This window comes from Sandarakinorhabdus sp. (assembly GCF_040398665.1).
Taxonomy (GTDB): domain Bacteria; phylum Pseudomonadota; class Alphaproteobacteria; order Sphingomonadales; family Sphingomonadaceae; genus Sandarakinorhabdus.
Window position 1 is genome coordinate 191,688 of sequence record NZ_JBBATQ010000003.1, and the last position, 14,897, is coordinate 206,584.

At 63.8% G+C, this 14,897-nt stretch carries 14 protein-coding genes and 2 pseudogenes; 5 read left to right on the forward strand and 11 right to left on the reverse strand.

Annotation, left to right across the window (positions count from 1 at the left end):
- Window positions 1-131 precede the first annotated feature (131 nt).
- A complete protein-coding gene (gene clpX, locus ABWP22_RS05860) occupies window positions 132-1,382 on the forward strand; it encodes an ATP-dependent Clp protease ATP-binding subunit ClpX (protein ID WP_353199024.1) in 1,251 nt (416 codons plus the stop codon).
- Window position 1,383: 1 nt separating this feature from the next.
- The gene (locus tag ABWP22_RS05865) at window positions 1,384-1,806 is read left to right on the forward strand and encodes a cupin domain-containing protein (RefSeq protein ID WP_353199025.1); all 423 of its coding nucleotides are present in this window, start codon (window positions 1,384-1,386) and stop codon (window positions 1,804-1,806) included.
- Between the two features lie 447 nt (window positions 1,807-2,253).
- Here ABWP22_RS05865 and ABWP22_RS15670 read toward each other — a convergent pair.
- The 6 genes and pseudogenes from ABWP22_RS15670 to ABWP22_RS05895 all read right to left on the reverse strand — a co-directional run.
- A pseudogene (locus ABWP22_RS15670) lies at window positions 2,254-2,367 on the reverse strand (PEPxxWA-CTERM sorting domain-containing protein); the annotation flags it as partial.
- Window positions 2,368-2,520: 153 nt separating this feature from the next.
- Entirely contained in the window at window positions 2,521-2,907 is a 387-nt protein-coding gene (locus ABWP22_RS05875; protein WP_353199026.1) for a hypothetical protein, read from the reverse strand.
- Between the two features lie 235 nt (window positions 2,908-3,142).
- Window positions 3,143-3,529: pseudogene (locus ABWP22_RS05880) on the reverse strand (transposase); the annotation flags it as partial.
- Between the two features lie 209 nt (window positions 3,530-3,738).
- The gene (locus ABWP22_RS05885; RefSeq protein ID WP_353199027.1) at window positions 3,739-4,038 is read right to left on the reverse strand and encodes a hypothetical protein; all 300 of its coding nucleotides are present in this window, start codon (window positions 4,036-4,038) and stop codon (window positions 3,739-3,741) included.
- The gene (locus ABWP22_RS05890) at window positions 4,038-5,747 is read right to left on the reverse strand and encodes an alpha/beta hydrolase (RefSeq protein WP_353199028.1); all 1,710 of its coding nucleotides are present in this window, start codon (window positions 5,745-5,747) and stop codon (window positions 4,038-4,040) included. Before ABWP22_RS05890 ends, ABWP22_RS05885 begins: the two co-directional genes overlap by 1 nt.
- Before the next feature lie 56 nt (window positions 5,748-5,803).
- On the reverse strand, window positions 5,804-7,168 hold the full coding sequence (locus ABWP22_RS05895) for a M20/M25/M40 family metallo-hydrolase (RefSeq protein ID WP_353199029.1): 1,365 nt from the start codon (window positions 7,166-7,168) through the stop codon (window positions 5,804-5,806).
- A 198-nt stretch (window positions 7,169-7,366) separates the two neighbouring features.
- Here ABWP22_RS05895 and ettA point away from each other — a divergent pair, with 198 nt between their 5' ends.
- On the forward strand, window positions 7,367-9,046 hold the full coding sequence (ettA, locus tag ABWP22_RS05900) for an energy-dependent translational throttle protein EttA (RefSeq protein ID WP_353199030.1): 1,680 nt from the start codon (window positions 7,367-7,369) through the stop codon (window positions 9,044-9,046).
- Window positions 9,047-9,110: 64 nt separating this feature from the next.
- On the opposite strand, the gene ABWP22_RS05905 is transcribed toward ettA, so the two are convergent.
- Together ABWP22_RS05905 and ABWP22_RS05910 are read right to left on the reverse strand one after the other, a co-directional pair.
- Window positions 9,111-9,704, reverse strand: coding sequence for a pyridoxamine 5'-phosphate oxidase family protein (locus ABWP22_RS05905; protein WP_353199031.1), 594 nt, complete (start codon window positions 9,702-9,704; stop codon window positions 9,111-9,113).
- The gene (locus ABWP22_RS05910) at window positions 9,701-10,204 is read right to left on the reverse strand and encodes a RidA family protein (protein WP_353199032.1); all 504 of its coding nucleotides are present in this window, start codon (window positions 10,202-10,204) and stop codon (window positions 9,701-9,703) included. The genes ABWP22_RS05905 and ABWP22_RS05910 overlap by 4 nt, the downstream gene beginning before the upstream one ends.
- 93 nt (window positions 10,205-10,297) lie before the next feature.
- Here ABWP22_RS05910 and ABWP22_RS05915 point away from each other — a divergent pair, with 93 nt between their 5' ends.
- Window positions 10,298-11,572, forward strand: coding sequence for a serine hydrolase domain-containing protein (locus ABWP22_RS05915; protein WP_353199033.1), 1,275 nt, complete (start codon window positions 10,298-10,300; stop codon window positions 11,570-11,572).
- Here ABWP22_RS05915 and ABWP22_RS05920 read toward each other — a convergent pair.
- From ABWP22_RS05920 to ABWP22_RS05930, 3 genes are all read right to left on the reverse strand, one after another.
- Window positions 11,569-12,129 (reverse strand): hypothetical protein, encoded by a 561-nt coding sequence (locus tag ABWP22_RS05920; RefSeq protein WP_353199034.1) that lies wholly within the window; start codon window positions 12,127-12,129, stop codon window positions 11,569-11,571. The genes ABWP22_RS05915 and ABWP22_RS05920 overlap by 4 nt on opposite strands.
- A gap of 70 nt (window positions 12,130-12,199) precedes the next feature.
- On the reverse strand, window positions 12,200-12,859 hold the full coding sequence (locus ABWP22_RS05925; RefSeq protein WP_353199035.1) for an HAD family hydrolase: 660 nt from the start codon (window positions 12,857-12,859) through the stop codon (window positions 12,200-12,202).
- A 49-nt stretch (window positions 12,860-12,908) separates the two neighbouring features.
- A complete protein-coding gene (locus ABWP22_RS05930; protein ID WP_353199036.1) occupies window positions 12,909-14,429 on the reverse strand; it encodes a fumarate hydratase in 1,521 nt (506 codons plus the stop codon).
- Window positions 14,430-14,501: 72 nt separating this feature from the next.
- Here ABWP22_RS05930 and ABWP22_RS05935 point away from each other — a divergent pair, with 72 nt between their 5' ends.
- Window positions 14,502-14,774 (forward strand): hypothetical protein, encoded by a 273-nt coding sequence (locus tag ABWP22_RS05935; RefSeq protein ID WP_353199037.1) that lies wholly within the window; start codon window positions 14,502-14,504, stop codon window positions 14,772-14,774.
- Window positions 14,775-14,897: the final 123 nt, after the last annotated feature.

The following is a 14,897-nucleotide window of genomic DNA, read 5'->3' on the forward strand; positions in this document are numbered from 1 at the left end:
GTTGCCCTTGGTGGGGCAGCGTGCGGCTGCCCTTGCGGTCAAGGGCGAATTGCCGTTAAACTGTCATGTCAGTGGCAAATCTGGCGTGTTTGTAAGCCGGTAGGGGCCGACCGGCGTGAGGAAGGACGACCATGACCAAGCTGGGCGGCAGCGACAGCAAAGGCACCCTCTACTGCAGCTTCTGCGGCAAGAGCCAGCACGAGGTCAGGAAGCTGATCGCCGGGCCGACCGTGTTCATCTGCGATGAATGCGTGGAGCTGTGCAACGACATCATCCGCGAGGAAACCAAGACGGCGCTGGTGAAGAAATCCGGCGACGTGCCGACCCCGCGCGAAATCTGCAAGGTGCTCGATGATTATGTGATCGGCCAGTTCCACGCCAAGCGCGTGCTTTCGGTGGCGGTCCACAATCACTACAAGCGCCTGAACCACGGCGGCAAGGGCTCCGAGGTTGAACTGGCCAAGTCCAACATCCTGCTCGTCGGCCCCACCGGCTGCGGCAAGACGTTGCTGGCGCAAACGCTGGCGCGCATCCTGGACGTGCCGTTCACCATGGCCGACGCCACCACGCTGACCGAAGCCGGTTACGTGGGGGAAGATGTTGAAAACATCATCCTGAAATTGCTGCAGGCCAGCGATTACAATGTCGAACGCGCCCAGCGCGGTATCGTCTACATCGACGAAATCGACAAGATCAGCCGCAAGTCCGACAATCCGTCGATCACCCGCGACGTGTCCGGCGAAGGCGTGCAGCAGGCCCTGCTGAAGATCATGGAAGGCACCACGGCATCGGTGCCGCCGCAGGGTGGCCGCAAGCATCCGCAGCAGGAATTCCTGCAGGTGGACACGACGAACATCCTGTTCATCTGCGGCGGCGCCTTCTCCGGCCTCGATCGCATCATCGGCGATCGCATGCAGGGCCGCTCCATCGGCTTTGGCGCGCATGTCGCCGGGCCGGATGAACGCCGCGTCGGCGAACTGCTGCGCAAGTGCGAGCCGGAAGATCTGCTGCGCTTCGGCCTGATCCCGGAATTCATCGGCCGTCTGCCGGTGATCGCCACTCTGGAAGACCTGGACGAACCGGCGCTGATCAAGATCCTCACCGAGCCGAAGAATGCACTGGTCAAGCAATATGCCCGCCTGTTCGAAATGGAAGGCGTGAAGCTCAACTTCAGCGTCGATGCGCTCTCCGCCATCGCCAAACGCGCCATCGAACGCAAGACCGGCGCGCGTGGCCTGCGCTCGATCATGGAAGGCATCCTGCTGGAAACCATGTTCGATCTGCCGGGTATCGAAGGCCTGGAAAGCATCGAAGTCGACAAGGATGTCGTCGCCGGCCTGAAACAGCCGGAACGCCTGATGATCGCCGACAAGGCCGCGTGATTTGGACGAAGCCCAGCGCCTGATCGCGGCGCTGGGCCTGTTTCCCCACCCCGAAGGCGGCTGGTATCGCGAGACTTTGCGCGTGGCCGGGGATGGGCGAGCGGTCGTGACCGCGATCCATTTCCTTCTGGATGCGGGCCAGCGCTCCCATTGGCACACGGTCGACGCCACCGAAATCTGGTGCTGGCACGCGGGTTCGCCCCTGTGGGTGGGCTGCGCGCCGGCCGACGATGCCGCGCCGGTGTGGACCATCCTCGGCGGCGACGTGCTGGCCGGCCACGCCCCGCAACTCACCATCCCTACCGGCCACTGGCAAGCCGCCGAAGCGCGCGACGGCTGGGCACTGGTCAGCTGCGTGGTGGCACCGGGCTTCGATTTTGCGGGCTTCGTGCTGGCCGCGCCGGGGTGGGCGCCTGGAGGTTGAAATTAAAGGAAGATTAGCCTCCGGCGGGCAGGGCCTGAGGCCCTGCACCCACTTTCGCTATCATGCGCGCTGGCGGTCGAGGTGGTGATGCGCAACATAACGGTCTGCTTGCTCCCCAGAGTTTGACGTTCCCGCACGATCGAATGCTTCCCGGAAGCAGCGGTTCGTTCACTTCAAGCCGGTCGCAGCACGATGGCTGGCCATGGGACAATGCCGTCATGTCTGGCGGGGTCGCTGAACGTCTGGTTCTGCCAAGACCCGCCTTTGGGCATATGCCCGCGCGTCATCAATCTGCACGGACGACGCCAACATCAATAATGCTTCGGCTTCCGCCTGCCGATGAACAGCTCGCCGCCGGAGCGTGGACCTGATCACGATGCGCAGGATTCCGGCAGGAAAAGGGGCAGCCGTCGCCGGCCGCCCCTTCCGTCGACGCTCCTGCCTGGTTCAGGCGATGTTGGCGGCAACACGACGGCGGCGCATGGCGGCGCCGGTCAGGCCGAAACCGGCGATCAGCATCGCCCAGCTGGCGGGCTCGGGAACGGTCGCGCCGACATTGTCAAAAACGAAGTTGTCGGCCTGGATAAAGCCGCCAATGCAATCGTAGCCGCAACCGCTTATCGCTCACGACCCGCCTTCGTTGCCGGACTTGATAGGTGGCACTGCGCCGGAACAGCATAAAAGCCTGCCCTGGCGCGGTGCCGCATCAACAAATTACTTCGTGCATTCAGCAGTGGGGAGATTCGGCGAAGGAAGATATGTGCAGGTCGCACCTACAAGCTTTTCTGAAAGTTTTGGGTCAACAACTGCCATCGGGCCGCTCGGGCCAGTGGCAAGTCCAATTAAAGACCTTTTGTTGAGCAAAATCTGTTCCACAACTATACGCCGCCTTCCCGTTTTGCCCGGGACGTTTAAGTTTATCTCTACTTTAACTGTCGGCTGCTGATTAATAGAAGTTACAGTACCGGTATCATTTGATTGTGAGGGCGGAGTACTCGGACAAAGCTGCGCAGCAGTCGGACAAGCCGCCGCAACTTGTGCATGAACCGGCGAGAACGAAGCACTCGCACAAAGCATCGCGGCGAAAGCAATTTTTTTCATATCTATAACCTTTCCGGAACAGCTTCATGGCTTGCCCGCAAATAACTTGCGTGCAGCAATCATAACCGCGAAAGTGAACCGTTTTCACCCGCAGCCGGAGTTGGGATGCCGGCCACCGCCCCATCAAAACGCACCACAACCGATATCTCAATATAATTTACCATCTGCGCGGGCAAGCGGTATCCCGCGTTCCGGGGGAGCAAAAAGCTTCCATAATACCAACTCTGACTGATACTCACCCATGCGCCCATTGGCGCAGTCCGATGGACATGATGCGCCAAGGCTGATCGGTGAGGCGGTTCCATGCGAAGCAGCAATGGTCGAGGATGTCGTCGTAGGATTTGAAGATACGGTTTGACAGCCAGTTGTCGCGCATGAACTGCCAGACGTTTTCGACGGGGTTGAGCTCGGGGCATTTTGCCTGCAGCAGTCGCAGGGTGATGTTGGCCGGGATGACCAGACCCGCCGAGATGTGCCGGCCTGCCTGGTCAAGGATCAGCACGGCATGGGCGCCGGGCGCCACGGCAGCGGATATCTCGGCAAGGTGGAGCGTCATCCCTTCGGTGTTGCAGCGGGGCAGGACGAGCGCAGCGCCCTTGCCCTCGGCCGGACAGATACTGCAAGACAGTGTAGATGGGCTGGCCCAGCAGTGTGTGAGCAATGGAAAACTGATGGGTGCAGTGGGCTCGCCCCTGCCTAAGTCAACCCGGACTTGATCCGGGGCGGAGGCTGCTTCTTGGTTCTTCATCCGCGCCTGCAAGGCCCCGGCGTTGGGTCATGGCGTTCGGCGGGACGACGCGCCGCATCAACTTCGGAGAGACGAGGTCAAGTTCAGGCCACCACTTCCCGGCAGTGCGGGCATTTGTGGCGGGGGGCCAGGATCAGGCCCCTGAGCATCAGGACCTTGGTGCAGGCCGGGCAGCGCAGCAGGACAACGACCAGCAGGCCGATTGCGAGGAACATCAAGGGCAGCAGCAGCGACAGCACACGCAAGGCCTGGGGCCAGGGGATCAGCCAGATCAGCGGCGGCACCAGCAGCGTGAAGGCCAGCACGCGTTGCTGCAAGCCGTAGAGGCCGCGCAGCGGCAGTTCGGCGGTGGGGGTGCGGGTGGGGGTTCGGGCGCGTGCCATCAGTAGCGCCAGCTTTTCAGGTCGGCGCCGGGCGGGGCGGTGGTTTCGATGCGCTTCATCATCTTGCCGACATACATGCTGTTATAACGCAGGCGGCTGATCTTGTTGGGCTGGGTGGGGTCGCCGTTCCAGCAGTGCTCGGCGCGGTCGCCATAGAGGATTTCGCCGGTGAATTTCGGTTCGGCGCTGCGCAGGAAATCTTCGGCAAGATAGACAGCGTTGTTCAGATAATAATTGTCCATGTCGCCGACATAGAGGTTGATCTTGTCCTTCACCTTGGGGCCGAGCGTCTTCCAGTCGCGTTTCATGATGTGGACGAGATCGAAATTCTCGCGCCAATAGGCGGCGACCTTGGGATCGATCACGCCGGTGCGCTTGTCGAAGATGCGCTGCGGATAGCCGTCGGCGCCTTGCGGGGAATAGACGGCTTCCCAGATGTCCCACTGCTGGCCGGAGCGGCTGTGGGTGCCCAGCACCAGTTCGAGCCGCTGTTCTTCCGCGACCGTATAATCAACCTGGCCGAGATAATTGCGGTGCGCCGGGCGCGGCACCTTGTTGAAGGGGCCCTCCTTGAAGAACAGATTCTTCTCTTCATAGAGGTTGATGTTGGTATATTGGCGGAAATCAATGGGATCGGGGCAGGCGGCAAAGGCGCCGTTGAAATCATCCGGGTAGAAAAGCTGCACGGCCAGCGCTTCCCAACCGCCGGTGGAGCCACCGTAAGTGAAGCGCGCCCAGCCTTCGCCGATCCCGCGATATTGTTTTTCCAGGGCCGGCACGAATTCCTTCATGATGGCATCGCCATAGGGGCCGAGATTGGCGGAGTTCACCGCATAGCTGTCGTCATAATAGGGATTGCTGTGGTCGATCTCCACGATGAGCATCCGCGGGAAATCCGGGGACGTCCATTTCTTGTAGAAGTCGTAGGCCTCCTGCGCCTCAATGCGGTTGTAGCACGGTTCCGAGAAGCGCGCGGCGGGCACGCATTTGGCGTTGGGATCGGGCGGCGTGGTGCTGAAACCGCCGAAATCGTCCGGGAAATGCCCGTGGTTGATCACCAGCGGGTAACGCGCTTCGGGGTGCTTGTCGAAATCCTTGGGCACCAATATGTGCCCGGTGATGAACACATCCGTGCCCCAGAATTTGGTCAGGCGCTCCGATTTATATTTGAAATGCCGGATAAATTCGCTGTCCTTCGCCTCGGCGATCGGCGGCAGCACCTTTGTCAGCGGGATGGTGACAATATCCTTGGCCTGCGGATTGAAGCGGATCTTCATCGGCTCCGAAATGATGTTGCCCGGTTCCAGACGCCAGTTCTGCCCGGCACCGCGCGCCGCCGGCAGTTTCACCGTGTGGCCAGTGCTGAGCTTGTAGGTCTGATATTTGTGCAGCACGGCCTGCACCATATAGTCACCGGCCGGCACGGCGCTGAGGGATTCCGCCGGATAGCCGAGCACGCCCGCGCCGATCATCGCGGCGCCGCCGGGTTTCAGCCCATCGACATCGATGCCCAGCACTTGCGGCGCATCGGCGCCGAGCTTGACCTGGAAACGCGGTTCCGACGACGCATCCGGCGTGATCACCAGGATGATGCGGCCATCGGTGCTGGCGTCCACGCCGGTGGCCGGCAGGGTGATGCGGAAATCGGTGGCGTGCGCTGAACTGGCCAGCAATGCCGCCATCGCCGCGATCTGATATTTGCCCCGCATGTCTGCCTCCCCGTTTCGAGACGGTTAGAGCATGGCCAGCGGCCGTCTTCAACCGCTCACGGCTTGGTGCGCAATGGGCGATCATCGCTGGCGGCCAGCCAGATCGCCGTGGTCCACGCGGCGACATTCTGATCGAGCTGGGCGCGGTCCACCTTGTCGAGCGTGTCGTCGGGCGTGTGGTGATAATCGAAATAGCGGGTGCCATCCTGCGCCAGTTCCAGCACGCCGCTGCCCAGCGCCGCCAGCGGGCCCACATCGGCACCGCCACCGCTGTCGTTGCCCGGCTGCGGCTGCACGCCCAGCGGCGCCAACGCGGCGGCGATTTCGCTGAACAAGGGCAGGCCGGTCGCGGCCACGCGCGATTCCACCCGCCAGACGCGATCGGCGCCGAAATCGCTTTCGCCGGCCAGCACGATATTCTCTTGCTTATGGGCTTCGCCATAGGCGCGCCCGCCGACCACGCCGATTTCTTCGGACCCCCACAGCACGACGCGCACGGTGCGGCGCGGTTGCGGTCCGCTCGCCTTGATGGTGGCAGCCGCGGCGAGCGTGATGGCGACGCCGGCGCCATCGTCGAACACGCCCTGGCCGATATCCCAGCTATCGAGATGCCCACCCAGCACGACGATCTCGCCGGGAACGCTGCCGGGGATCTCGCCGCTGATGTTGGCCGATTGGCCGGGCTGGCTGGTCGGGGTGGAGACCAGATGCACCTGCACAGGCCCGCGCGCGCACAAGCGCCCGACCAGCTCGGCATCGGGCAGCGCCAGCGCCACCGCCGGGATGGCCGGTGTGCCGGCGGGGAAGCTCGTGCTGCCCGTGTGTGGGTTGCGGTGGTGATCGGTGCCCAGGCTGCGGATCATCACCGCCGCGGCGCCTTTCTGCGCGGCGACGGCCGGGCCGGCGCGGCGCACGCCGCCGTTGATGCCATAGCTGCTGCCATCCTGCGTGACGGTCATGCGATGATCGATGAAGACGATGCGGCCTTTCACCGCCGCATCGGGGGCGGCGCGCAGGGCGGCCAGCGTATCGAAACAGGCGACCGGCGCGGTGAGGCCGGCGGCCGGCGTCGCGCCCGAATTGCCCAGCGCCGTGATGGCCAGGCTGTGGTTGCTACCCAGCACGCGGGCGCTTTCCTGGCCGCGCTGCCAGAAGGTGATGGGGAAGGCTTCCTCGCGGATGTTGACGAGGCCGAGTTTCTGCATGGCGGCCTTGGCCCAGGCGCGGCCGCGCGCTTCGGCCTCGCTGCCGGCCAGGCGCTGGCCGACGCTGTCGGTGAGATCGACGAGCAGCGGCCAGGCCGGGTTGCTGGCCAGCGCGGTATCGCGCAGCTTGGCCGCGATGGCGATGCGGTCATCGGGTGCGGCCTGCGCCGATGTGGCGAGCGCCAAGGTGGCGGCAATGATGGTCCTGATCGTCATGGCGTGTCTCCCTTGGGCATCGGTTTGGCATTGCCGGGGGTTGCTGCACAAGTGCTGGTTGCAGTTCGGCGTGTGGGGCGGGCAGGTTGTGCGCAGGTTGATCTGCCGGAAACTGCGGCCCCCGGTTTGCGCGCGCGCACGCCATCGGCTAAGGGCTTCACCGTCATTTCCCCACCAATTTGCGACCGGAGCCAAACCGTGGCCTACCAATATGCCTATGTCATGAAGGGCCTGTCCAAGACCTATCCGGGTGCCAACAAGCCCTGTTTCAAGGACATCACCCTGTCGTTCCTGCCCGGCGCCAAGATCGCCATCATCGGGCCGAACGGCGCCGGCAAATCGACTCTGATGAAAGTCATCGCCGGGCTGGACAAGGAATTTCAGGGCGAGGCCTGGGCCGCCGAAGGCGTGCGCGTCGGTTATCTGCCGCAGGAACCGCATCTCGATCCGACCAAGGACGTGAAGGGCAATGTGATGGACGGGGTGCGCCCCGTGGCCGATCTGGTGGACCGCTTCAACGCGATCAGCGCCGAAATGGCCGATCCCAAGGACGATACCGATTTCGACAAGCTGCTCGAGGAAATGGGCACGCTGCAGGAAAAGATCGACGCGGTCGATGGCTGGACGCTCGACAACCAGTTGGAAATCGCCATGGACGCGCTGCGCTGTCCGCCCGGTGACAGCGGCGTGGAGCGGCTTTCGGGCGGCGAAAAGCGCCGCGTCGCGCTGTGCAAGCTGCTGCTGGAAAAGCCGGAAATCCTGCTGCTCGATGAGCCGACCAACCATCTCGATGCCGAAAGCGTGTCGTGGCTGGAAAACCATCTGAAAGAATATAAGGGCATGGTGATCCTGGTCACCCACGATCGCTATTTCCTCGATAACGTCGTGAAATGGGTGCTGGAGCTTGATCGCGGCCGCGCCATTCCCTTCGAAGGCAATTATTCCGACTGGCTGGAAGCCAAGCAGAAGCGGCTTTCCCAGGAAGATCGTGAAGATGCCAGCCGCGAAAAGGCGATCAAGCAGGAGCTGGAGTGGATCCGTGCCAGCCCCAAGGCCCGCCAGACCAAGAGCAAGGCCCGCATCAAGGCCTTTGACGAACTGGTGGAAAAACAGGCCAACCGCCGCCTCGGCGAAGCCCAGATCCTCATCCAGATCCCGGAACGCCTGGGCAACAAGGTGATTGAGGCGACCAATCTCACCAAGAGCTATGGCGACAAGTTGCTGTTCGAGAATCTGTCGTTCAGCCTGCCGCCGGGCGGCATCGTCGGCATCATCGGCCCCAACGGCGCCGGCAAGACGACCTTGTTCCGCATGATCACCGGTCAGGAAACCCCGGACAGCGGCGACATCGTCATCGGTGAAACGGTGAAGATGGCCTATGTCGATCAGAGCCGCGACGCGTTGGCCGGCGACAAGAATGTCTGGGAAGAGATTTCCGGCGGCAACGACAAATTCTATTTCGGCAAGAACGAAGTGCTGACGCGGGCCTATGTCGGCGCGTTCAACTTCAAGGGGCCGGATCAGCAGAAGAAGGTCGGCCTGCTGTCGGGCGGGGAACGCAACCGCGTGCACATGGCCAAGATGCTGGTGAAGGGCGGCAACGTGCTGCTGCTCGACGAACCGACCAACGATCTTGATGTCGAAACGCTGCGCGCGCTGGAAGAAGCGCTGGAAAGCTATGCCGGTTGCGCCGTGGTGATCAGCCACGATCGCTTCTTCCTCGATCGGCTGGCCACGCACATATTGGCGTTTGAAGGCGACAGCCATGTCGAATGGTTCGAAGGCAATTTCCAGGCCTATGAAGAAGACAAGCGCAGGCGGCTGGGCGATGCCGCGGACCGGCCGCATGCGTTGACGTACAAGAAGTTGACCCGATAAATCGCCATCCCCGTCACCCCGGCGAACGCCGGGGCCCATCACCCGCGCGTCGAATCCAACGCGCTCACGGCGCCACCCACGCCCCCACCCAGCCGTCCGCCGCGCTGAACCGCGCCCGGCGATGCCCGCTGTTGGCCAGGTGCAGCCAGTCGATCGCCGTCACGTTCACCCACAGCACGGCAAAATTCGGCCGCGCCGGAGCGACTTGGTCTTCGCTGGGTTGCAGGCCTTCCGCCCAGGCCGGCAGGCCGGAAGCCGGGCCGGGCAGGGGGGTGCCGGGGGCTTGTTCGGCCAGATAACAGCGCCGGGCAAAGGTGGTCGATTGCTGCCAATATTGATCGACGTCGGCTTCATTGCGGCCGACGCGGGCCAGCCCAGCGATGCGCAACTGGATATTCTCACCCGGATGATAGGCCAGCACACTCACCGGCTGTCCATCCAGCTCTGCCACCTTCGGACTGCGCGCGTCGGTGTGGAAGCGCAAGGCCGCCGTCATCGGATCGGCCTTGCGCAGCACCATCACCCGGGCCTGCGGCAGGCCGGCGGCATCGACGCTGGCCACGGCTGGCGTGTGCAGCGGGCTCTTGCGGTCGGCGCCGCCGCGCACCAGCAGGCTCCAGGCGTGGGCGAGGATGGCGGGCAGGTCTTCGCCGCTCATTTCAGCTCGACAATCGCTTCCACCTCCACCGGGATGCCGCGCGGCAGGCTGCCGGCGCCGGCGGCGGTGCGCGGCGCCTTGCCCGCCTCGCCAAAGGCCGTCACCATCACTTCGGAAAAGCCGTTCATCACGGCGGGGTGATCGGTGAAGTCCGGCGTGGCGTTGACCAGGCCCATGACGCGCACCACGCGCTTGACGCGGCTCAATTCGCCAAGCTGGGCCTTCAGCGTGGCCAGCATGCACAGCGCGACGCTGGCGGCGTTGGCCTTGCCGGCGGCGACATCCATGGTTGCACCCAGCTTGCCGGTGGCCTTGACCGGGCATTCGGTGTGGCCGGCCAGGAACAGCAATTTGCCGGACTGCACGGCCGGCACATAAAGGCCGATGGGGCTGTTGGGCGGCGGCAGCCTGAGGCCGGCGGCCGCCAGCCGCTGTTCCGGCGTTTCGCACCAGGCCGGTGCGGCGGCAAGCAGGGCAAACGATATGAAGAGGATGCGCATGGAGGCTCCTTGCCGGTTGCAATGGCCCGGCCTAGCATCCCTGCAACAACAGACCAAGGGGAGGGCGAGGCGTTGCGCCACGCATTGATGATCATGACCATAGCTGCATCGCTTCATGTTCCCGGCCACGCGCAGGATGGCCGCCAAAGCGCAGCCGACACCGATCCAGTGGCGATGGGCTGGATGCAGGGCTTGCCCGTCCCGGCCGACAAGCAAGTGCGCTGGGATGATGGATCGATGTGGCGTTTCCCACAGTTCCGCTGGGGATACAGCCACATGCGCGAACTGGTGCCGACGGCCAACATTGCGCGCGGCGGCCCGGTGGCGGCGCTGCCACGGGCCTTGCGCGCTGATCTGGACAATGTGCCGCTGACCACGCTGGACGGTCAGGCTATGACCTGGCGGGACAGCCTCGCTGCCACCTACACCGATGCGATCCTGGTGATGAAGGATGGTGTGGTCGTGTATGAACGCTGGTTCGGCGCCACCGGGCCGGAGACGCAGCATATCTTGTTCTCGGTGACCAAAAGCTTTGTCGGCACGTTGGCCGAAACGCTGATCGATGAGGGAACGCTCAATCCCGATGCGAAGGCAGAGGTTTATGTGGCTGAACTGAAAGGGACTGGGCTGGGCAATGCCACGATCCGGCAGATCCTCGACATGCGCACCGGCCTGGCGTTCAACGAGGATTATGTCGCCGGGCAAACCGGGCTGACCGATGTGCAGCGCATGAGCATTGCCGGCGCCTGGGGCCCGCGTCCCGTCGACTATGACGGGCCGGATGGCCACCACAGCTTCACCGCCAGCCTGGGCCAGAATGGGCCGCATGGGCAGGATTTCGTCTATCGCACGCCCAACACCAATGCCCTGCAATGGATCATCGAACGGGTGACCGGGCAGAGCCTGGCCGCGCAGATCCAGGCGCGTTACTGGTCACTTCTGGGCATGGAGCAGGATGCGGCGATCGGCGTCGATCGCCTCGGCACGGCCTTTGGCGGCGGCGGCCTGATGGCGTCCCTGCGCGACATCGCCCGCTTTGGCGAAATGATGCGGCTGGGCGGTCGCCATGATGGCCAGCAGATCGTGCCGCCGGCCGCTGTCGAGCGCATCTTTGCCGGTGGCGATCCAGCGGCGTTTGTGGCGACGAAATATCCGGGCAATCTCGATGGCAATTATGGCAGTCAATGGTGGCACCGCGCCGGCGGGCAGACCATGGCCCTGGGTATCCATGGCCAGGCCATCTATATCGACCGCAAGGCCGGCGTGGTCATCGCCCGATTGGGCAGCCACCCGGTGGCCAGCAACCGCGGCAACATGGCGGTGACCGTGCCGGCATTCGATGCCATCGTGGCGGCGCTCAATCGCTAATTGGCGCTGTTCACCAACTGCACGGCGCCCGGTTCCAGCGTGGTGAGCGCGCGCCGTGCGTTGGCCGCCACCAGCGCCGATGGCATGGCGACCATATCGGCCACAATCCGTGTCGCCATGGTGCAGAAACGGCGGCGATCAGGCACGCTGGCAAAGCCGTTATACAGTCGGGTCATCGCCCGGCTGTGGCGATCCTGCCCGGCATTGCCGTGGAGAGCGCGGAACCGACGCTGTTCGGCGGCATAGGCTTCATCCAGAATATTGCGATGCACTTTCAGCATTCGGTTGTAGTTATCAGTAATCAAACGATCCTGGCATAACAAGGCAGCGACATTCAGCCCGCCGCGCAAAGCCCAGACCATCTGGGCGCTGGCTGTTTCGGCCGCGGCTTCGGTGGCAGGCAGCGCGTCGCTGGCGGCCACGGGTGTCAGGACGGCCGGCTTGACGGCGGCCACCGGAACGGGCGCCGTGTTGGCGACACAGCCAGCCACGGCCAGGCCGGCAAGCAGCGAGCCGACGCGGCGGCTGAAGGGAACAAGCGGCGAAAACTGGATCATGGGCGCTCCTTGCTGGGGTCTGCAGGAGATACGCATGCCGCTTTCGGGGGGCTGAACGGGGCTGGCTGCGTCATGTCACCGCAGCAAGCCAGGCGCCAACCGTGGCAAGTTCGGGTGCCACCGCCAGCGCCCGCGCGCGGATCGGCGGCGTGGCCGGCAGCAGATCGGGCACCATGATCACCGGGACGCCAGCCGCGTGGGCCGCGATCACGCCATTGTGGCTGTCCTCCAGCGCCAGGCAATGAGCCGGCGCCAGGCCGAGGCAGGCGGCGGCGGCGAGATAAGGTTCAGGGTGCGGTTTGCCGTTGGCCACATCGTCGCCGCCCACGATGCCGACGAAATGATCGCGCAGGCCGGCGTGATGCAGATGGCGGTGCGCCTGGCGCTGCGCCGTGGAGGTGACCAGCATGGCCGGGATGCCGGCCGCGCGCACCTGTGCCAGCAATTCGGCCGCGCCCGGCTTCAGTGGCCGGCGCGGACCCCACTGCGCCGTGATGCGGGCGGCGACGGCGGCGCGCATGACAGCATAGTCCAGTCCGGCAAAGCGGTCCTGCATCCACAGGCGGATGGCGGCTTCGGGCAGTCCGATCAGCGCAGCGAAATCGCCGGTCGTCATGGCAAAGCCCGTGTCTGCCATCACCGCGATCATCACATCGCGGATCAGCCGCTCGCTATCGAGCAGCAGGCCATCCATATCGAACAGAATGGCGGCGGGGCGGGTGGTGATCATGCTGTGGGTTGCTGTATCGCGCAAACGTCACGGCTGGCGTGACGACGCTTTATGCCAATTGCTTCTCTCTTGCGGCCGCGATGCGGGCGCGCCAGTCGGCCGGGCCGGTCTGGTGGACGCTGGTGCCTTCAGAATCCACGGCAACCGTCACCGGCATGTCCTTGACCTCGAATTCATAAATTGCTTCCATGCCGAGATCGGCAAAGGCCAGAACCTTGGCGCCCTTGATCGCCTTCGCCACCAGATAGGCCGCGCCGCCCACCGCCATCAGATAGGCCGCCTTGTGGCGCTTGATCGCCTCGATGCCCGCCGGGCCGCGTTCTGCCTTGCCGATCATGGCGATCAGGCCGGTCTGTGCCAGCATGGCTTCGGTGAACTTGTCCATGCGCGTCGCCGTGGTGGGGCCGGCCGGGCCGACAACTTCATCGCCCACCGGATCGACCGGGCCGACATAATAGATGACGCGGTTGGTGAAATCGACCGGCAGCGTCTCGCCGCGGGCCAGCATGTCGGTCATGCGCTTGTGGGCGGCATCGCGCCCGGTGAGCATCTTGCCATTCAAGAGCAGCCGGTCGCCGGGCTTCCAGTTGGCGACTTCGGCCGGGGTCAGCGTGTCGAGATTGACCGGAATCGAGGCCTTGTCCGGCGTCCAGTTCACCTTCGGCCAATCGGCCAGATCGGGCTGCGCCAGATAGGCCGGGCCATTGCCGGTGAGCACGAAATGGGCGTGGCGGGTGGCGGCGCAATTGGGGATCATGGCGATGGGTTTCGACGCGGCATGGGTCGGCGTGTCGAGGATCTTCACATCGAGCACGGTGGACAGGCCGCCTAACCCTTGCGCACCGATGCCGAGATCGTTGACCGCATCATGCAGTTCGATGCGCAACTCCTCCAGGGGTGAGGTCGGCCCGCGCGCCTTCAATTCGGCCATGTCGATCGGGTCCATCAGCGATTTCTTGGCGAGCAGCATCGCCTTTTCCGCCGAGCCGCCGATGCCGATGCCAAGCATGCCGGGCGGGCACCAGCCGGCGCCCATCAATGGCACGGTGTTCACCACCCAGTCGCGGATGGAATCGCTGGGGTTCAGCATGGCGAACTTGGCCTTGTTCTCGCTGCCGCCGCCCTTGGCCGAGACGATGATGTCGAGCGTGTCGCCGGGCACCAGTTCCACGTGCACCACCGCTGGCGTGTTGTCGCGGGTGTTGACGCGGGTGAAGGCCGGATCGGCGACGATGGAGGCGCGCAGCTTGTTTTCGGGGTGCAGATAAGCGCGGCGCACGCCTTCGTTGATCATGTCTTCAAGGCTTCTGGTCGATTCCCAGCGAATGTTCATGCCGACTTTCACGAACACCACGACAATGCCGGTATCCTGGCAGATCGGGCGATGGCCTTCGGCGCACATGCGGCTGTTGGTGAGGATCTGCGCGATGGCGTCGCGGGCGGCCGGTGATTCTTCGAGTTCCCAGGCGCGGCCCAGCGCGCGGATATAATCCATCGGATGGAAGTAACTGATATATTGCAGCGCATCGGCGACGGATTCGATCACATCGGCTTCGCGGATCACGGTCATGAACTGGCCCCTGTTGTGGTGTGGCCGCAGCGTCGCGGCAGCGGCATTTGCCAGGCAAGATAGGCTGCGACCGTGGCTGCGTCCATATCGACCGTCGCGCCGGCCTGCACGGCCCTTGCAGCAATTTCCGCCAAGCCCTTGATGCAGAATAGCCGGCCAATTTTCCTGTGGAGGAATCGCCGGGAACAGCGCCGGTCTGGCGCCCGTTACATGGCGTCAAGTAAACTTTTGGCTTGCACGGCAGACCTGCTGTGGCACTATCTGTTGCGTATCGAAACGCTTCAGGCACTAATTCTGGTGGCGTCGGGCGAGGAATGGGCAATGGGCCAGGTCGGTCAATTGTGAATATCGGGGACAAATCACACCGCCACACGTTTGGTGCGTGACCCCGGTTTGTTCTTCTCCTATGATCCAAGGACAGCAGAAGAATGAGCGAATTCAGAATGACAGACAGCAGCGCCGACCTGA